We start from the raw sequence: 20,288 nt of genomic DNA, 5'->3' as shown, positions 1-20,288 counted from the left end.
TTTGAGAATGGGTCTCTAATAAACTTCTCAAAACATTATAACACAAATTATTTCAATTAGTAATTACTTGTTTATAAAAATTTGTTTACTTATAATGTTAAATTATTTCAATTATGAATAGCAGTCCAATAATTAAAGAAAAAATTCATCATTTCGTGGTATAATTTGTCTAATAATGGCTTATTTAATTGAGAGGTGAACTTATTATGAAAGGATTTTTGGAAATTTTTATTCCTTTTGCATTAATTATCGTTCTTTTAGGAGTTTCGTTCAATAAGGCTCCAACAACTTCTCAAAAGCCATCCGATATTTCTACACAAATACCTTCATTTTCTGAGGACGATGAAAATCTTTTTGAAACTACTTTTATTATAATTTCTGTTCCTGAAAATACTCCTGAAGATGCTACTATCTATATGATGGGTAATTTTAACAATTGGCTTGTTGGAGATGAAAACTATAGATTTGAAAAGATCGAAGATGGTACCTATCAGTTAATAATCAAGATGCCTCCGAATACAGAAATTCTGTATAATTATAATTTAGGATTCTCTGATTATATAGAAAAAGATTTCTATGGAAATGAAAAAGAAAATAGAAAATATAAGTTTGAATATAATAGAGATGTAGTGCGTGATGAGATAGAAAGTTGGTAGGAGGATATATAAAAGAAATGAAAAAAGTTCACATGTTAGATTTAAAAAATGACCATTTTGAGAAAGTTTCTGATTTTATCTTTCCATTTTATGAAGAAAATCCTCTAGATTTTTTATTTATAGCTCCTTCAGGATTTTATGCAAAACAAGTAGCAGAAAAAATTGCATTGAAGACGAATAAAACTATCAATCGTAATGCGTTTATGGTTATTAATCAATATATTACAGAGTTACTTAAGTTTTATGAACCTGATGCGATTATTTTAGATAGAGATTTCTTAAAAGTTTATTTAGAGCATGAGATTATAGGTTTAATAGAAAGTGAAAAGAAAGATGAAGAATTTTCTCAATATTTAAATGTAATTTCTAATTCACAAAAATCTGTAGAATATCTTTTAGAAATATTTGAAAAAAAATGGGAAATCTCAAGGGTACAAGATGAAAAAGTTGTTTCTGCTTCTGAAGAATATAAAATATTAAATGATTCAATAAGTGTTGATTCTCATTTGTATAAACTTTATAATAAGTTAGAAAAAAGTTTGGAAGATGTGCTTTCCACCAAATTTGATATGTCAATTAAATACCAGAGAAATTATGACCCTGTAAGTGTATATAAATGGTTCTATGAAATATTTCCTGAAATATTAAGAAATGAGGGTAAAAAATATTTAGGAAAAAGAGTAATAATCTCTGGTTTTTTTGACATTTCTCCTATAATTAATAAAACATTAAAAGTACTTTTTGAACTTTTTGAAGAAGTACATTTTATTACATGGTTTGAGATTCAGGATAGGGCTTTTGAACCTATAAGAAAGATACATAATTTTCTTAAAGATGAAGGTTTTGTTTTCGATAATTGGCATACTAATGGACGTTTAAAAGAAGTTTATGATGATGCACAAATATATTTTGTACCGATGAATAATGAAATTACTGAGATTGAATATGTTTCTAAAGACATAAAACGTAAGCTAATCAATGAGGACCTGTCTCCAGATGATTTTGGAATCGTTGTTCCTAATACTTCTGTTGCTAGATTAGTATCTGACTATTTAGAAGAGATTAAAGTTCCAAATAGATTAAAAAACGATATACCTTTAGCAGAAAGTCAAATGGTGCTAATTTTACTTCAACCTATTAAAACATTAGTAAAAGGTTGTGAAGTTGAGGATTTATTGGCTATGGTTGAAGGAGGATATGGTGGAAGAACTGAATTAACCATAGATGAGATAGAATATTATCTAAAAAAAATTAATTTATTTTATGATGTTCAAAAGTCATCATTAAATCAAAGAAAAGATAGATGGCTAACTACAATAGAAAATGAAATAAAAAAAAGAATTTTCCTTGTAAAAAGTACTGAAGAGACAGAAAGAATTCAATCAGAACTAATTGAATTATCAGAATTACAAAGATGTTTGCAAAATATATTTAATATTTTGCAAGAAGTTCAAGAAACAGGTAGAAAGAAAAAAAGTATCACAATTTCGGATTATAGAGAGTTAATAAGAAAATGGATAGATAACGGTAATATAAATTTTAATATAGTTAACAAGTATTTAGATGTAAACTTAATTGAAAGCGAGATCAATGCAATTAAGACATTTGAAATGTTATTATTAAATGTTGAAAAAAGTTTAGAAAAGATTATAAAAGAAGATCAAAAAATTAATATAGATAAGTTTTATAAAATAATTTCTTCACTTATACAAATAAATACTTTTAGAGAAACCGAACGGTATGCAAATTGTGTGGAAATAATGAGCCTTGAAGATTCGAGATTTGTCAAAAAAAGATATAAATATTTTATTAATTTTACAGAAGACAATTACCCATCAATTAAAGTAAATCCTTTTCTTTCTTCTTTGGATAATCAAGGTGTTTCTATGTCTAAGTTCTCAGAAAAAATAAGTAGAAGAAATTTATTTATTTCCATGATATTTGCAGAAAATATTGTATTTACTTATGCAAAAGCACAATTAAATGGAGATCCTATTGTTCCTTCCCCATATGAAAAAGAAATGAGGCAAACTTTTAAAAACATTCATTATTCAGATAATTTTTTATTTATAAAAGGGAATCTGCCAAAAGAGCCTAATAATATATATTCTGAAAGAGAAGCGATTATATACTACCTATTAAATGACAAGAAAGAATTTCTGCCCGAACAATTTTTGGTTGAAAGCAAGAGATTTGTTGAACAGATTAATAACCATTCTTGGAATTTATCTAATAAAACAGAATTGGGGAAATTAAGTCACACAAAGATATCTACATATGTAGATTGTCCATTTAAATTTTATTTGAGCCAAATTGTTCATTTAAAGGGAGATAAGGATTTTAACATTTTTTTTGAAGGACTTATAAAACACAGGTCTTTGAAAGAGTTGTTTAGTAACTATCCGGATTATCCTTCTATGTCACATAAATTTTTAAATGAAAAAGAGTTAAAAGATGAAATTAGATTAGTTTTAGAAAATATATGGGATGATTATGTAGATGATTTTTTCTATTCATATCAAGCAATAAAAGAGGTGGTAATAGAACAATTTGTTGAAGATTTGTATGGCGCAATTCAAGCGCTGCTGGAAAATTATATTCAAATTGATAAAAATAAGAAACTAACTTTTAGTCAAGTATTAGAAACAGAACTAGAGCTAACTGCTACTATAGATGTAGGTATATTCAAAAATTTAGCTATAGAAACTCGAATTGATAGGATTGATCTTTTGAATGGTAATTATATGTATCTATTGGATAGTTTTGATGATGAATTGCTTCCTTCAGCTTATTCAATAGTTGATTATAAAAATTCAAAAAGTTTTCAGAGTGAACAACTTCTTATTTACTATTTAGTTCTCATAAACTCACAAGAATGGAAGAATAAATTGACTCATAATGATGTTTTTCTTAAATTCCATGTCACAAAAAAAGACAATATTAACAAAAAATTTATAAAAATACAGAAAGACAAAATTATTTATCCTCAATCTGGGAAAAGAACCCAATTTGTTTCTTTTGATTTTAAGGAATTTGAAGTCTGGTTAGAAAAGATTTTGAAAAGTATCGAACAATCTCGATTTACCCCGGTTGTTTACAAAGAAAGTGAAATAAAAAGATTTTTTAAAGAAATGCGCGAAAAGTATAACTGTGCAGATTCTAATGAAAAAGAATACAATTGTTTAAATAATTATGCTTCTTGTCAATTTAAAAGTTTATGCCAACTTTTAAGCTATAAAGATGGTTTTAAAAGTATAAAAAACAAAAACTATTAAATATATAACAAATTTTAGTTTATTATGATAAAATAACAAGGTATTATATCTTGATTCTTAGAGAAAATACGAAATTCATTTAATTAAGTATGAAGATCTGGGAGGAAAAAAAATGGACGATGGAAAGTTGGATAATGAGTTAACTTTCGAAGATATATTAAAAATATTTAAAAAGAGGTTTTGGTATTTTTTTATAACAGTAGTAGTAACAGTTATAATAGCTTTAATATATCTGTTTACAACTACCCCTATATATGAGGCAAGTACAACGTTAAAAGTTGGTTCATCTCAACAAGGTTCCGTCGTGGATATATTTGGTTCACAGATGTCCTCAGGTTCTTCAAAAATATCAACCGAGATAGAACTTATAAAAAGCCGTAGAAATTTAGAAAAAGTTGTTGATAATCTTCATTTGGTTGATTATTTTAAAGAAAGATCAGATAATCCTGAAAACGTCACCAAAAATGGGGTAATAAAATATTTAGGAGATATTATAACAGTTTCTCCTGTAAAGGATACCAATATTGTAAAAATTTCTGTACAGAGTGAGGATTCAGAACTTGCCCGAAGTGTTGCAGATGAGCTTGCTATAGTATATAATGACTTGTTAAAAAGTTTATCCCAGAATGAATATACCTCAAGAAGAAAGTTTATAGAGGAACAGATACCGAAAGCTGAATCTGAGTTAAATACTGCCCAAGACAATCTAAGGCTATTTAAAGAAGAGAATAATGTATTTATTCTAGATGAAGAGGCTAAAGCTATATTGCAGTTTTTAGTCACTTATGATCAGGAAATTAATACATATCAAGTACAATTGGAACAATCTAAAGTTAGGATCGAGGCTATCAATGATTTATTAAAGAATATCGATCAAGAAATTATAACTTCTGAAACTATCTCGATTAACCCCGTTGTCAGTAATTTAAGAAATCAGATAGTAAATATACAAGTTCAGTTGGCAGGTATTGAAGGAACAAAATCTGCTAACGATCCTGAAGTTTTAAAGTTGAAAGAACAACTATTTCAAGCTCAAGAGATGTTAAAAAAAGAAATAAATACGATTGTTACTTCACAATTAAAATCTATTAATCCACAATATAGTAGTCTATACTCTCAATTAATAGAAGAACAGGCTAATCTTCAAGTAATTCAAGGGACAATACAAGCCTTAACTTCTATTAGAAATACATATCAATCAGAACTTGTAAAATTACCTGCTCTTGAACAAAAGCTTATGGATTATGAAAGAGAAGTCAAAGTGAAGGAAAACCTTTATGTACTTTTACTTGAAAAATTAGAGGAAGCAAAAATTGCTGAGGCTGGGGTTATAGGAACTGCAGATATTATTGATTTAGCATTTGTTTCGCCAACTCCGGTTAAACCTAACAAGACATTGACAGTTGTTATAAGTGGCGTTTTAGGGATTTTTTTAGGGATACTTGTTGTATTTTTAATCGAATATATGGATAAGAAACTTAAGGATGAAAATGAGCTTAAATCAATTATTAAGGGAGTTCCAGTTTTAGGAAGAATACCTTCCTTTGAGATTAATCAGGAATCTGGTGAACTTCCTGTTCTTAAAGATCCTGTTTCACCAATTTCTGAGTCCTACAAAATGTTAGCAACAAATATAAGCTTTTCAACTACAAAAGAACCAAATACCATTTGTTTTTCTAGTGCAGGGCCTAGTGAAGGTAAGACAATTACCGCTTCAAATGTAGCAATTTTCTATGCTCAAAATGGGAAAAAAACTTTGTTGATGGATGGAGATTTGAGAAAGCCGCGTGTTGATAAGATTATGAGAATAAAGAACAAAAATTTAGGCTTAGTAAATTATTTAATGAGAAGAGTTCCATTAGAAAAGATCTTGTTTAAACCAGTTGAAAGTCTTCCAAATTTTGATGTATTACCAGCGGGAGTTTTGCCTCCAAATCCAACGTCTCTTTTAACATCTAATGAATTTTTAGAATTGCTTCAGACTCTTAAGGAGCATTATGAAAAGATAATAATAGATTTACCTCCCATTATGGTTGCCCCCGATGCTCAAATTGTGTCGAGATACTCTGATGGGTTAATTTTAGTAACTCGTTATAATGGGACCTTAAAACCAATGTTAAAAGTTGCCTATGAAAATATAGTTTCTTCAGAGGTTAAATTGTTAGGAACAGTTATTGTGGATATTGATGAGAAGACATCAAATTACTATTATTACTATTATTATTATTCAGATGACGGGAAAAAAGTTAAAAAAAGAAAAAGAATTGATACTACACTTAAAAATTAATTTTTAGTTAGTTTTGATTAGTCAATAGAAAGAGGTTGAAATAAATGTTTATTGATATACATAACCATCTTTTACCAGGAGTAGATGATGGGGTACAAAAGATTGAAGATACTATAATAGAGTTAAAAAGATATAAAGATTTTGGTATAAATCAAGTTATTTTTACACCTCATGTAAATAATCCTTCTGTTAATACCAGTATAGAAGAAATAAGAAATACATATAATAGTTTAAAAAATCGTATAGAAAGTGAAACTGGTCTAATTACGTATTTAGCTTCAGAATTATATTTAGTTCCGAACTATAAAGAATTCATACCTTTTAATGATTCATTTGTATTAATTGAGTTTCCAACACGTGTTTTTCCAATTTATGCATTGGATTCAATATTTAATCTTCAATTAGAAGGATATGAAGTGATACTTGTTCATGTAGAACGCTATAGATGGCTGTTTGAAAATAAAAAACTATTGCAAAGAATGAAAGAAATGAACGTTTATTTTCAGGTTAACTTTGAAGGAATAAATACAGAGGAAGGGCGTTTTTATTTAGGAGAAAACCTAGTTGATTTTTTGGCAACAGATAATCATGGAAAAGATAATAGAAAAGAAGTTGATCTAAGTTTATTTTCAAGGTATCCCGAAATTACAACAAAAGCTTTTGAATTATTGGGCATTAATACACCAGAAAAGCTTTAGGAGTGGTATTTACGAAATTAGAATTAATGATTAAAGAAGAATTTGAAATATATAAAAATAAAATGTATGATGAATATGCTAAAGTTTTATCTGAAAATTTATTACTGCCATATCATGAATCTCTAGCAAGGGCAGAATCGCAAATAGATGCTATTTGTGGAGATGATGAAAAGAATGGTAAAAATTATGCCTATAACATTATAAACGAAGGAGATGAACAAGTTGGTAGAATGTGGGTTTTTGTCAATAACGATCGTAAAAAAGCCTTTGTTTATGATATTAGAATTTTTCCTAAATATTTAAGAAAAGGATACGCAACAATGGCTATAAAAGAATTAGAAAAAAAGTTAAAAAACGATAAGGTTAAAAAAATAGGATTAAACGTTTTCTCAAGTAATAAAGCTGCCTATAACCTATATAAAAAGTTAGGTTTTACGGAAACTTATATTATTCTCATAAAAGGATATGACAATCAAAAATTTATTACTTTACCCCGATATTTGAAGTTTTTACAAGGTTTTTTTGAAAGCTTAAATTATCGTGTAGTAGCTGTAGAAATGAGAAAGAAAATAGAGTAAGATTATACTTCATAAGCCATATAAAAAATAAAAACCTCCTTAAAAAGGAGGTTTTTTATTTTAAAACTTTTTTAGAATTCAACCCCTGCAAAAACTTTAAATTTGGGTTTGAATGAGTTTTTATAATCTTCTTTGTAATCATCAACTATAGTTGGTTTTGCAAATAATATATCTGCCCCAACTTTTACGTCTAGATTTTGTACTACAAAGGCTGCTCCAGCTCCACCGCCAAATGCTAACGATGAACTAGTTAATTTAGCGTCGCCTAAACCAAATGAATAGTTAAATAACCCTTCAACAAATAAATCAACTGGAAGCTCTGGTAAGAAAGGATTTAAGCTTTGTCTGTATCCAAGATTCAATGTGATATCCATTTGAGTAAATTCGACAGAAGTGGCTTCTACAGTTGCTTTAACTGGGAAGTAATAATCAAATGCTCCACCTAATACTAAAGCTCCACCTTCAACGAAACCCAAATCTTCGTACAAATAGTTTGCACCTATGCTTAACCCATTGAAAGATACATCACTTGCAACTGCTGTGTCAGTTGAACTAACTGATGTATGAGCATATCCACCTGTTACTTCAAATGCTGCAAAACTAAAAACTGCTAAAACCGCAACTAATAAAGTTACTACTACCTTTTTCATTAATACCCCTCCTTCTGAGATATTTATTATTTAAATCAGAATTTTATAGATATGAAACAACATCCTAATTAATATTCTACCATATTCTATCATATAAATTTTTAATTAATCATTAAGAAAAGATAAATATATTTGGTTTTACTTCTATAATATTTGGTAAAACTTTATTAAAATTTAAAAGAAAAATATTAAGCTTATCTTTATGAACAAAAGTATGTAAAGAGGTACTTTTCATAACTTTAGAATAATCATTCTTAAAAAATTTTGTATTGGTTACAATTTTATCCTGAGAAATATTTTTAAAAGTATTCTTTTCAGTGTTTATAGTAGCTAAAGAAGCTCTATTTTTTATATAATGCCAATAATAATTTTCTTGGGAATACATGTCCTTGATGTTTTCTAACTCTTTTTTGTAATCCTTTTGTAGGACAAAATAATATTCACTTATAAAAATTTTTTTATTATTGTTTTTTTCAATCATCCCTAGAATATCCATGATCTCTAATGAATTTTCGTTGTTTAATAAAACTGAATGTATATAAATGTGGTCATTTAATTTGATATTACTTGTGGTTCTGTTAGCAAATGTTGACACAATAAACAGAAGAAAAATTAAAAGCGCCACAAGAAACTTTGCATTTTTCATCATGTTCCCACCTCCTAACTCCTGATTTATAGGTTCTTTTGAAAATATATTGAGAAAGGAAAAGATTTTTTCTTTATGAACACTAATAAATTCTAAATTTTAGATATTAAAGTCATATAAATATCATCTTTTAAATAATGATAAAGAATCAGCCTTAAAATTTGATTAAAGAAATGGCATATTGTAAAAATAAAGAGTTAGCTTTACCATTAATTACATAATAAAAGTTCATTTAATGGAAAAGCTAACCCCTCATTAAAAGAGAAATCTTCAATCTAATCTTTAAAAGGCACTTCTTCATAGGAAGGTATAGAAGATTGAGCACCTTTTCTTGTTACAGAAATAGCTGATGCAGCATTTGCAAATTTAAGACTGTCAATAAAGTTTTGCGTTTTTTCATAATATACAGAAAACGCTCCATTGAAAACATCGCCAGCTGCAGTAGTATCAATTGCTTTTACCTTTAAAGCTTTTATATAACCATAATTTTCTTTATTGTCTATATAAAAACAGCCTTTTTCTCCCAATTTTATTATCAAATTACTAACTTTTGATAATCTTTTAAAAGCTAAAGCTTTGTCCTCAAAAACCCAATTTTCAGGAATATTCAATTTATCACACAAAAATGTAAATTCAGTTTCATTAGGAGTCAAAAAATCAACTTTTCCCAATACAGATATATTTGTGCTCATTACCGGAGCGGGATCATAAACGATTTTGATTCCTTTTTTGTTTAACCTTAAAATTGAATACTCAACACTTTCTGGGGGAATTTCATTTTGTAGTAAACAAATATCTATCTTCTCTTCGTAATTGTTCAGAAATAAATCTATTTTATCCTTATCAACTTTATCATTAGCTCCTGTGAATAGTATAATTCTATTTTCTCCGGTTTTTTCTACCTCAATAAAAGCGCTTCCGGTCTTTTCACCCTTTTCAATGTAATATCCTTGAATGTCATATTTTTTATAATTTTCAGAAATTTGATTTCCATACTCATCTTCTCCCAAACATGTACAAAAGTAGACAGTTTTATTTGACAGTTTTGCAACTGTTACAGCTTGGTTTGCACCTTTTCCTCCAAAATAAAAATTCAAAGAATTAGCTTTTTGAGTTTCTCCTGGAAGTGTTAAATGTTCAACATTAAAAACTATATCCATATTACTACTACCTATTACGGCAATCACTCGTAGAATCCCTCCTACTACCTTTCATTTATGGTTATTAATATTCAATTAATATGATGGGTGGGGAGAATTCCCCACCCCTACAAATTTTATTTTGTTACAAGTTGAAGATCTACTGGAAAATAAATTGTACCTGTTTGCAAATATTCATTAGCTTTTTCTTTTTCAATCAGTAATCAAGGAAAAAGATATTTCTTACACTTTAATTATCTTCTTAACAAATACTTTAAAATATCAGGTGATATTTGTTAGTTCATATGTCCATTCTGCCAGATCAGATATCTTCATTTTTTTGAAAAAAGGGAGATATGTTTCTAAACAGTTTTTTAAAGGATTAGACCAGTGGTTGGGCAAATTTTGCTTACCGTATATAATTCCTAAAATTGTACCGATTTCACCTGCATTACAGTCTACGTCATATCCAAAAGAGGCAACAATTTTCATTGATTCATCAAAATTACCCTCTCCAAACCATAAAGAAGTTATTACAGCTGCAGTGTTTGGGTAAAGATGAACCCAATTATAACTTTCGAAATCGTTTTCTACTTTTCTTAAAACTGTAAGCCAATTGCTCGTTTCTTGGCAGTATTTTATCACATCAAGTACAATTTTGTTAAATTCTGTATTTTTTGGAATATATTGCAAGGATTCTATTATAATTTTTTTAGGATCGTTTAGAACAAAGGCTAAAGAGGTCATTACTGCAGAGTGTATCCCGCCATATATGCCGTTTCCACTGTGTGAAACTTGAGAATCAATGAATGCAAGCTTTGCAGCCTTATACGGATCACCAGGGGCGATTAATCCTTGAACCATACATCGCATTTGGGCACCAATCCATTCTTGGAACGGATTATGAAAATATCCAGAGACTGGCGGAAAAATTCCTCTCTTAATATTCTCAAGAGCTATTAATTCTGCACTCCATCCAAAAGGAATGTAGCTAATCCAATTTTTTGCAATGTCGGTAGAAGATATTTCTTTTTTCTTTTCTTCATATGTTTTTAAGAAGATTAATTCGTAAGTTACATCGTCATTTAAAGTAGACACCTCTCCAATATAATGACCTAATTCATCCCCATAAACTTGTTCTAGAGCATCATGAGTGTATCCTTCCAATCTTGTACCCATAGAACCGCCTGCAAGTTGTCCAAGCCATCCACCATGAATTTTATCTTTTAGATCAACATTGTTGGAGGGAGTGAATTTTGTTTGAGGAAAAGATTTGGAAATCTCTCCCCATTTTAAAGGTCTACTATAATTGTGAAAACTATGACTTTCTATGATTGGAGCGTTGTCGAGCAAATAAAATATTTCGCTGGTTATAGCTTTTAACTTTGGGTAGTCACCAGTCGTTAGATATTGAAATCCTTTTTCTAATAAGATTTCTGCTTTTGAAACATCTCTCCCCATGTTTTCAACTGATTGGACAGCTCCAACAATCATTGATTCTGGAGCATCGGAACCAGGTACATTGCTTTCCCAAAAAGCTAACAGTAAATCGTCGGGAAATATGCTTAATTCTTGCATTTTTCCCCAATTTTCTTCGCTTAATTTTGATGGTTTAGCGTTTTTTCTTCTTTTTAATTCATTTTTCCATGCTTTCATGTTTCACACTCCTCATATAATATTAATTAAGTAACACCTAATTTGGGGCTTTGCCTTGACTTTTCTTTTTAACGCAAAATATCAAGCATCATCTGCACTAAAAGTAATCTTTTTCATTTTTTTATGGTGCAAAAATATGGCATATATAGTAAGAAAGACAACAGTTATTAGATAAGGAATCATGTGAACAATTTCAGAAGGAATTCGCAAAGATTGTAGATAATTTGACAAAGCATCAGCAATACCAAATAATAGTGCAGCTAACATAACAAGAAAAGGCTTATTACCTCCCATCGCAGCTGCTGCAAGACCCATAAAACCTCTACCGGCGGCCATGTCTCGAACAAACCAAGAAACATAACCCATCGACATATAAACACCTGCAAGGCCTGCAAATAAACCACTTAAAACCAGTGCTAGGTATTGAAGACGGTGGACATTGATCCCAACTGAACGAGCAGCTTCAGGATTTTCTCCAATTGTCCTAAATTTTAAACCCAAAGGCATCCTATACATAAAGTACCACACAAGAGGAACAGAAATAAAGGCAATATATGTTAATACATTATGATTAGATAAAATTTCACCAAGTATAGGAATTTTGTCAATGAAAGGAATTCTAATATCAGGCAAAACTCTACTATTAAGAGCTGTGGAAACACCTTTTTGACCAGTAAGGACTGCTAACACAAAAACAGTTCCACCACTCGCCATCAAGTTCAAAGCAATTCCCGCAAGGATAATGTTCGTTTTTAATTTCAAATGGAAGTATGCTAGGAGAAGAGAAAATAATGCTGAAACTATAACTCCAACAATCATGCCAGACCAAGCACTTTGTGTCAAGGCACTTATCACTACCCCGGTTAGGGCCGATATTAACATTAACCCTTCAATTCCTACATTTACGATGCCACATACATCTGAAATTAACGCCGCCAGAGAAGCAAATAAAATAGGGGTTGTTACTCTAAAAATGGCATGAAAAAAAGAAACTGTAAAAATTCCTTGAAGAACTTTAACCATTTGTTGTCACCTCTTTAACCACTAGCTTATGTTGATATTTACTTAAAAAAGCTTCAGCTGTTACAAAGAAAATTATTATTGCCTGGATAATATTTACAACTTCTGCTGGAACATCGCTCATCATGTTCATTACCTCAGCCCCTTTTCTAATGTAAGCTAAAAATAATGACGCTATAGGAATAAAAGCTGGGTTGTTCTTAGCCATTATAGCAATTATCATTCCATCAAAGCCATACCCTGGTAATGCTTGCCACTGAAATCGGTGATGAATACCCAGTATTTCGATAGCTCCACCTAATCCAGCAAGAGCCCCACTAATTACTTGAGAATAAATAATTACAGATGCGACATTAATACCTGAGTAAATTGCAAAATCTTTATTAATACCCGTCATTCTAAGAGCATACCCCCATTTTGTACGATAAAGGAAGTAATAAGTAAAAATGACCATTATGATTGAAATAAAGACACCTACATGAATGCGGGTTCCTGGTATAAATTGTTTTAACCAAGCGGTTTCTTCTATTTTCCAGGAAGCCATAATACCCGTATGTACATCTCGAAAATGATTATTTACTAAGTAGAGACTAAAATGTAAGAAAATAAAATTTAGCATTAAAGAAGAAACTAATTCATTAACTTGCCACTTAGCTTTTAGAAGCCCAGGAATCCCTCCGACTAAACCACCTCCAACTATACCCCCTAATAATGCCAATGGAACATGCAGAATTGCTGGGATTTTAAAAATGATTCCCATTATAGTTGCTAAAGCTGCTCCAAAGAAGAATTGACCTTCTGCTCCAATATTGAATTGTCCTGCTTCAAATGCTACAGCAACAGCTAAACCAGTAAAAATTAAAGGAATTGTCATTTCAACAAGATTACCTATACGTCTCAGGCTGGAGAAGGGACCAACTAAAAATAATTTGAAAGCATACAATGGTTCTTCACTTACCAACAATATTATTATAAATCCTATAAAGAAAGCAATTAGAAGAGCGATTAAAATTCGTAAAATATCAAACACCTGAATTTTTTTCATATCATCTCCTCCCTCAGAGTTATTTCATTCTGTTTTTTAATTCCTAACATATACAAACCTATTTCTTCTTCGTTTATTTTATCAACATCTGAAAATGCGGCTACTAATTCACCCTCATAGATTATCAGTAGTCTATCACTCAAACACATTAGTTCATCTATATCAGAGGAAATCAGGAGTATACCCACAGATTTTTCCCTCATTTCTATTAATTTACGGTGGACAAATTCCCTCCCTCCAATATCTACGCCTCGAGTGGGTTGATTTGCGAGCAACAAGCAAGGATTTGAAGAAATTTCACGAGCCACAACCACTTTTTGAACATTACCCCCTGAGAGCATTTTAATTTTTGTTTTAACTGAATTTACTGCAATATTAAATTCTTTAACTAGTTTTTCTGTTTCTGTTTGAATTTTCTTTTTATTTAATATTAATATCCTATTAAATTCGGGTTTATCATATCTATCCGAGATAAGGTTTTCTTCAACAGTAGCCTCAAGGGCTGTTCCATATTTCATCCTATCCTCTGGAATATGAGATACTTTATTGTTCCTAATGATTTTTGTACTCTTATTTGTGATATCAATTCCATTAATTAGAATTTGTCCTCTTTCTGCTTTTCGGAGACCTGATAAAATTTCGACTAATTCGCTTTGCCCGTTACCAGCAACACCTGCAATTCCAACTATTTCTCTTTCTCTGACCGCGAAGTTTATATTTTTCAACATCATTCTCCCATTTTCACTAAAAGCTCTCAAATTTTTAACCTCAAGGACAATTTTTCCAGGTTTTACCGGTAGTTTCTCAACTTCAAAAATTACATCTCTCCCGACCATCATTTGGGATATTTCTTTTTCTGAAACCTCTTGGGTTGCTATAGTTGCTACGTTTCGACCCTTTTTCATCACTGTTATACGGTCGGAAATTTTTTTAACTTCCTTTAGTTTGTGAGTTATGAAAATAATTGTGTGGCCTTGTTTTTTAAGAGTTAGTAAAGATTCGAAAAGGCTTTCGGTTTCCTGTGGTGTCAACACAGCGGTTGGTTCATCAAGAATAAGTATTTCTGCACCACGGAGAAGAGACTTCAAGATCTCAACTTTTTGTTTCATTCCTACAGGTATATCTTTCACTTTACTATTTGGATTAACGTACATATTATATTTTTTAGAAATCTCTTTTGTTAAACTAATTGCTTTTTGTAAATCAAAAGATAAACCTTTTCTAGGTTCCATTCCCAGAACAATGTTTTCTGCTACCGTCAAAGAAGGAACTAACATAAAATGTTGATGAACCATACCTATACCTTTTTCAAGTGCCTCTGAAGGAGAACTAATTTTTATTTTTTCCCCTTTATAAAAAATCTCTCCTTCATCAGGTTTTACAAAACCAGCGAGAATTTTCATCAAGGTGGTTTTACCTGCACCATTTTCTCCTACAATGGCGTGAATTTCACCAGAACTGATCTCAAGATTTACCCTGTTGTTAGCAATTACACCATTCGGGTAGACTTTTGTAATTCCTCGCATTTCAATTAATGTTTTCATTATTAAATATCCTCCTTGAAAAAAATATTTTTTGCACTCTTAATAAATTTGTTTAAAGAAGCGAATCTTCTATGAATACGAGATAAAATTCAGCGAATGCTTAACAGTTGATATTGTATGATGCTCATAATTATGATTTATTTTTTCTTTTCCATAAAAAAGTATATTTATGCTTTCATAGTGGATTCCTTTTAGGAGTGCACGAAATAAATTTAAAATAATACAAAAGCGATAAAAATAAAAATATAAATTACTGAAAAATATACCAACAATTATAAACTTCAATTTGATGAAAAACATTTTATGTTAATATGCTCCAACACGCATTTGTAATGAATATGCTGCTTTTACCTTCCTTTTTATAAATGTAGACGTTTTAGAAATTCCAAAACCAATATTTTAACATACTTTTAAAACTAAATCCAGGTTACATTTATCTTTTATGATGTAATTTTTTAACATTATTAATCCATTAAAACGTAAGGAGGTTTAACAAATATCTTACTAAAGTAATTCTTCTCTATGTTATTTTGTTTTGTATATGACCAGTATCAAAATGAACATTCAGAACTCATAATCACCCTTGTAGGAATTGGGGAAAAATGAAGGAAGTGATAAAATAAAACCAAACGGTGAAATTACGAAAAAGAAAAAACTTTATTCTAATGATTTTAAACTTCAATTTGTTAAAAAGTATCTTTAACAGTAACAAAATTATGAGAGAGCTATCTGATGAATATTCTGTGCTTATCAACAATATTTCTTCATGGGTTAGCAAATACATAGAATCAAATTACGATGACTATGTTTTTGATAACAAAAAAGGAAGACCTAAATCTATTATTTCTGATTATTCGGTGATTTACTTTTAATTTCTAAATAAAGAAGTTACGATGTTACTTTGAATTATCTTAGATTTTATGAATGCTGTAAAAAAACTGTTTTGTACAGAACGCTGGTTCTACAAAACTCATAATCAGAACAGACAATGGTCCTCAATTTAAATCAAAAGCAATTGAAGCTTTATGAATGAGATGGAGATAACGCCTGAATTTCGATACAAAAACAATCCTGATTCACAAGCATTCATTGAATTAAATTATTCAACGCTTCAAATGTGAGTTTGTTCAACTTAACTCATTTGAAAGTATAGAAGATGTTTTCTATGCTTACAACGCTTATATGTTTTTCTATCATAACCTAAGGCCACATGCTTCTTTAAATTATATGATACCAAGTACATATAACAAGATGTTTTATGAGAATAATTGTTTTGATACAAAAACTATTTTTGTGAAAAACTTTTTGTTTATTTCCTATAACAAAAAGTAATTAAGTTAATATCCATTTTAAGTTAGATTAAGCTTTATAAAAATATGAAATATAAAAAAAGGAACAGATTCAAAAAATTTGCTCTATTGCCTTTAAAAGTAATGACTCTAAGTACGAAAATTAAGAGAAAAATGTATATAAAAAGGTTTTTTCAAATGATATTGAGTTAATAAGTTCAAAGGTGTTCTTTACCAACTACTCCAATACCAGACTACTTCATCTCCGTCTTTAAGAAAGTAGTCCTTAGCTCCAACAGTTGGAATTTCACCATTGACTTCGTACATCCATCCAGCACTTTTCTGCATTTCGTATCCTGCAATTTCTACTATCAATCCTCCCATTTCACGCCATGAATTACCTGATATAATGCATGCTTGTATCAAAGCATTCATAGCATTTGGAGTTTTAGAAACGACTTTCACGCTTCCATTGTAAATTAGCGTTGATTCCGGTCCTATGATTTTGACTTTCGAAGTTACTTCTTGAACGTCGCTATCTAGATAGATCGGGTTGGTCATAGCAAATAAAGGATAGTTACCAAAAACTTGTACTATAATCCAATCTCCAATATTTGGATCAATATCAACTTTAGTTACATAATCAGTTAATCCAGCCAATTTTTTTTCTTTAACAATTCTTCCACCTTGAATGATAATAATCTTGCTAAGAGGTTGATTTGACATAATTTTAATGTCAAGTTCTAATTTTTTTGTCTCAATAACTGGAATCACTTCGCCGGGTCCTTTATCATCGATATTGACTAACACCAGAGGGCCATTTGTAATAAAACAATTGCCTCTGGAAAGAGCACCTAAGACGTTGAACTCATTAAGTACAGGTGTGTTAACATAAACTCTAGGATTTCCTGGGTAGAGGCCTGAACGAAACCACGACCTGAACTCAGCTTCATGTTCATCAAAAAAATCTGAAGAAATTGGGAAATAGTCAATGATGACATTAGAAGGAGCCATTGATAAGGATCCGTAAGGTTCGCCTGTTATATCATGACAATCAGTTCCAGATATTCCTGCTATTTTCATGCCTTGGTTAAGTAATTCAAACCAGAAAGACATAGCTTCATAATTTTCCATCATATAAGGAGGATATCTTCCGTTCCATACTTCTAAAGCGTTAAAAAAATTAATGAGTTCCCAGTTTTTGTAACCCAAATTGTCCGGAGCAAAGGGATGATTTACTATGGTTATAGAGCTCTTGAGAACCGCCTCACTAAAAATTCTTTTTAAATCTTCACTACCCTTGGATGGTGTCCAACCTACTAGTTCTCTATTTCCCGCAACGTTAAAATGACCGAGTTCCGTTGTAATTTCCTCTCCGGGGATAGCAATAAACTGCTGTTTTTGCTCTAATAAAGTAGACGATAGTAAAAACCTACGAGCTGCTAGCCACTCTGAATGGCCTTCAACAGTATTATGATCAGTAAGGAAGGCCCAAGAAAGGCCGTTACTAATTGCTGCTAAGGCTACTAACGCTACATCATCACTTCCATCACTGTAGCTGCTATGTAAATGAGCATCTCCTCCAAACCATCCGATCTTGCTTAAGTCGTATAAACGTGAAAGACTAAACGTAAGCTTTTTCTTTTCATTTGGTACAAGGGTAAAAGAAGATCTAGCAATTTCATATTCGGGACCATGCATGATTTCAATTGTGTATCTAGTGGCAGGGAGATGCAATTCAAATCCTCCAAGCCAGTCGGTATAATGTGTTTCAAATATGTCTGATTCTGGCGATATGAAGCGTAACACAGCGGGTATACCAATCCCTTCTTCATCAGTAACTTTGCCATAAACCGTCCCTAATACAGTATTTGTATCCTTGGATATAGCCATCAAAATTTGAGGTAGTAAGCTTAATAATACCAAGAGGCTTACAACTAATACAATAAAATTATTTTTTGGTTTGTATCTTGATAAACTTTTATTTATGTTTTCTTTCATATTTATACCTCCCTCGTATAACAGTAATAGTCACTTTAGAAATTCTAAAACGAACAATTTAACGTATGTTTAATCCTTCCTATTGTTGACATTTACCTCCTTACGATATAATCTCTTTGGCATTATTAATTCACTAAATCGTAAGGAGGTTTTACAAATGTCTTACTACTCTAATGCTTCTCAACTTTATTTCAATTTCGTTTATGACCAATATCTTAATGAACATTCTGAATCTAAATATCTTCTTGATTTAATCAATGTTATCGATTGGTCTCTTGTTCCTAATTTTATCCATAAGCGCAGTAGGCTCGGTTATTCTAATCAGTCTATCCTTAAGGCTTTGTTCATTCAAAAGGTTAAAGGTTTAATACGAGAGAATTGATTTATTTCCTTAGAACTAATCCTAAATTCGCTCAAACTATTGGATTTGATCCTATCAATAACTTTTGTCCCTTCTGAGGCTACTTTCTCTATCTTTAAAAAGAAATTCGATACTTCTTTTTTGTTTGAGATTATTGCTCAGTCTATTAAATAAAAAGGGTATTGATGAGGGCATTTTCGATCCTAATAATCTGTGTATCGATTCTTATCCTATTTCTTTTCGTTCTCTCTTTAACAACAAAAAGAGTCATGGTAAATTCATAAATCAAAAAGTGTATTATTCTCATCCTATCCGAGCTAACTTTGACGTTAAACCTGTTTCTAACTCTAAACCTGTTTACGATAAACACGGTAATCAAAAGCAATCTATTTCTTTTTTCGGTTTTAAAGCTCATACGCTTTCTCTTTTTAATGTCCCTATTTTTACCTTTGTTTCTCCTGCTAGTCATCACGATAAGAATTATGCTTTTCTTTTTTACTAAATAAAGCTAAAGAACTTTTGAATCTCCATGGTTTTAATTTGTTGGCTGATGCCACTTATGATCCTCATAATGTTTACGACTTTGTACATTTAGAGACTGATTCTACCGTTTTTATTCCGCTTAGAATTTCTTCTAAGAAACCTTTAGTTGGTGATTGCGGTAATCTTCTTTCTCTTCATTCTCATTACTTTGAATCTAAAAGGAATATCTTTAGAGATAAGTATGTTTGTGATGATCCTTCCAACTGTCCTTTAAACAAACATAATTGTTATGCTTACAAAAACTTTTCTAAAGATGATTTTCGTAGTTCTTTGAACAGAGATTCTTCTTCTTTCAAAAAGGTTTACAACAAACGTACCCTCATTGAATCTATATTTTCTAAGTTGGCTGATATGACTAATTCTACTTCTTTGAGATTTATCAATGCTGTTGAAGTTGAGTGTAATCTTTCTAACCTTTATCTTATTGCTTCAGCTTTCTTAGCTCATAATATGGGTAGAGAAGATTTGCTTGGTTCACCTAAAACATTAATGTATGAAGCAGCTTGCTTGTAATTGATAATCTCACTTAATTTATTTCTTTTTAATAGATAGTTATTCATTAACTGTATCGTATTTATTCCTGTTTTTCTGTCAAAATTATCTTCTTCTTTTAACTTTTACTTTTTCTTCATCTTTTTTGTAATTTTCAAAGAACTTTTTTGATTCTAACCATTTATTTTGATACTTTTTCTTTTTTAGTTACTTCTTTTCTAAAGTGCCTTAAGCATACTAACTTTCATTCCATTTGTCTGTCAAATTTTTTTAGTGAAGGAGAGGATGGTTCACTTAGCGAACTTATCTGCTCGAAGTCATCTTTGTATCTTATTTATAGGACTGTGTGATGCTAGCTGCTTACTTCAGATTTTATGTAACAACGGAGACCCTAGTCTTTAGCCAGTA

Annotated in this window: 17 protein-coding genes; 9 read left to right on the top strand and 8 right to left on the bottom strand. The window is 30.5% G+C overall.

Annotated elements, in window-relative coordinates; translation table 11 throughout:
- Positions 1-206 precede the first annotated feature (206 nt).
- The 5 genes from DTL3_RS01640 (at position 207) to DTL3_RS01620 (ending at position 7,494) form a co-directional block, all read left to right on the top strand.
- Positions 207-656, top strand: a complete 450-nt coding sequence (locus tag DTL3_RS01640; protein WP_045087247.1) for an early set domain-containing protein — start codon at positions 207-209, stop codon at positions 654-656.
- A 17-nt stretch (positions 657-673) separates the two neighbouring features.
- Entirely contained in the window at positions 674-3,931 is a 3,258-nt protein-coding gene (locus DTL3_RS01635) for a PD-(D/E)XK nuclease family protein (protein ID WP_045087246.1), read from the top strand.
- A 112-nt stretch (positions 3,932-4,043) separates the two neighbouring features.
- A complete protein-coding gene (locus DTL3_RS01630) occupies positions 4,044-6,218 on the top strand; it encodes a GumC family protein (RefSeq protein ID WP_045087245.1) in 2,175 nt (724 codons plus the stop codon).
- Positions 6,219-6,262: 44 nt separating this feature from the next.
- Positions 6,263-6,916 (top strand): CpsB/CapC family capsule biosynthesis tyrosine phosphatase, encoded by a 654-nt coding sequence (locus DTL3_RS01625; protein WP_045087244.1) that lies wholly within the window; start codon positions 6,263-6,265, stop codon positions 6,914-6,916.
- 26 nt (positions 6,917-6,942) lie between these two features.
- Positions 6,943-7,494 carry a GNAT family N-acetyltransferase gene (locus DTL3_RS01620; protein WP_045087243.1) on the top strand — a complete coding sequence of 184 codons (552 nt, stop codon included), beginning with the start codon at positions 6,943-6,945 and terminating at the stop codon, positions 7,492-7,494.
- A 71-nt stretch (positions 7,495-7,565) separates the two neighbouring features.
- Here the strand turns inward: DTL3_RS01620 and DTL3_RS01615 are convergent, their stop codons facing one another.
- From DTL3_RS01615 to DTL3_RS01585, 7 genes are all read right to left on the bottom strand, one after another.
- A complete protein-coding gene (locus DTL3_RS01615) occupies positions 7,566-8,144 on the bottom strand; it encodes an outer membrane beta-barrel protein (RefSeq protein WP_045087242.1) in 579 nt (192 codons plus the stop codon).
- Between the two features lie 112 nt (positions 8,145-8,256).
- Positions 8,257-8,790 (bottom strand): hypothetical protein, encoded by a 534-nt coding sequence (locus DTL3_RS01610; RefSeq protein WP_144403456.1) that lies wholly within the window; start codon positions 8,788-8,790, stop codon positions 8,257-8,259.
- Between the two features lie 275 nt (positions 8,791-9,065).
- Positions 9,066-9,977: a ribokinase gene (gene rbsK, locus DTL3_RS01605; protein WP_045087240.1), complete on the bottom strand. Its 912-nt coding sequence runs from the start codon at positions 9,975-9,977 to the stop codon at positions 9,066-9,068.
- Positions 9,978-10,211: 234 nt separating this feature from the next.
- Positions 10,212-11,585: an ADP-ribosylglycohydrolase family protein gene (locus DTL3_RS01600; protein WP_045087239.1), complete on the bottom strand. Its 1,374-nt coding sequence runs from the start codon at positions 11,583-11,585 to the stop codon at positions 10,212-10,214.
- Between the two features lie 81 nt (positions 11,586-11,666).
- Positions 11,667-12,608: an ABC transporter permease gene (locus tag DTL3_RS01595; protein ID WP_045087238.1), complete on the bottom strand. Its 942-nt coding sequence runs from the start codon at positions 12,606-12,608 to the stop codon at positions 11,667-11,669.
- A complete protein-coding gene (locus DTL3_RS01590; RefSeq protein WP_045087237.1) occupies positions 12,601-13,650 on the bottom strand; it encodes an ABC transporter permease in 1,050 nt (349 codons plus the stop codon). Before DTL3_RS01590 ends, DTL3_RS01595 begins: the two co-directional genes overlap by 8 nt.
- On the bottom strand, positions 13,647-15,194 hold the full coding sequence (locus DTL3_RS01585) for an ABC transporter ATP-binding protein (protein WP_045087236.1): 1,548 nt from the start codon (positions 15,192-15,194) through the stop codon (positions 13,647-13,649). The genes DTL3_RS01590 and DTL3_RS01585 overlap by 4 nt, the downstream gene beginning before the upstream one ends.
- A gap of 716 nt (positions 15,195-15,910) precedes the next feature.
- On the opposite strand from DTL3_RS01585, the gene DTL3_RS09575 reads away from it, so the two are divergent.
- Complete coding sequence (locus DTL3_RS09575) at positions 15,911-16,066, top strand: hypothetical protein (protein ID WP_231854024.1); 156 nt, start codon at positions 15,911-15,913, stop codon at positions 16,064-16,066.
- Between the two features lie 648 nt (positions 16,067-16,714).
- Here the strand turns inward: DTL3_RS09575 and DTL3_RS01575 are convergent.
- The gene (locus tag DTL3_RS01575; RefSeq protein ID WP_045087235.1) at positions 16,715-18,484 is read right to left on the bottom strand and encodes a CehA/McbA family metallohydrolase; all 1,770 of its coding nucleotides are present in this window, start codon (positions 18,482-18,484) and stop codon (positions 16,715-16,717) included.
- 157 nt (positions 18,485-18,641) lie between these two features.
- On the opposite strand from DTL3_RS01575, the gene DTL3_RS01570 reads away from it, so the two are divergent.
- From DTL3_RS01570 to DTL3_RS01560, 3 genes are all read left to right on the top strand, one after another.
- Complete coding sequence (locus tag DTL3_RS01570) at positions 18,642-18,866, top strand: hypothetical protein (RefSeq protein ID WP_045087234.1); 225 nt, start codon at positions 18,642-18,644, stop codon at positions 18,864-18,866.
- Positions 18,867-18,990: 124 nt separating this feature from the next.
- The gene (locus DTL3_RS09570; RefSeq protein ID WP_171820571.1) at positions 18,991-19,347 is read left to right on the top strand and encodes a hypothetical protein; all 357 of its coding nucleotides are present in this window, start codon (positions 18,991-18,993) and stop codon (positions 19,345-19,347) included.
- A 41-nt stretch (positions 19,348-19,388) separates the two neighbouring features.
- Complete coding sequence (locus tag DTL3_RS01560) at positions 19,389-19,901, top strand: hypothetical protein (protein ID WP_045087232.1); 513 nt, start codon at positions 19,389-19,391, stop codon at positions 19,899-19,901.
- Positions 19,902-20,288: the final 387 nt, after the last annotated feature.

Source organism: Defluviitoga tunisiensis (assembly GCF_000953715.1).
GTDB classification, from domain to species: domain Bacteria; phylum Thermotogota; class Thermotogae; order Petrotogales; family Petrotogaceae; genus Defluviitoga; species Defluviitoga tunisiensis.
Note: the sequence above shows the minus strand (reverse complement) of the source record. Positions and strands in the feature narration are given on the sequence as shown.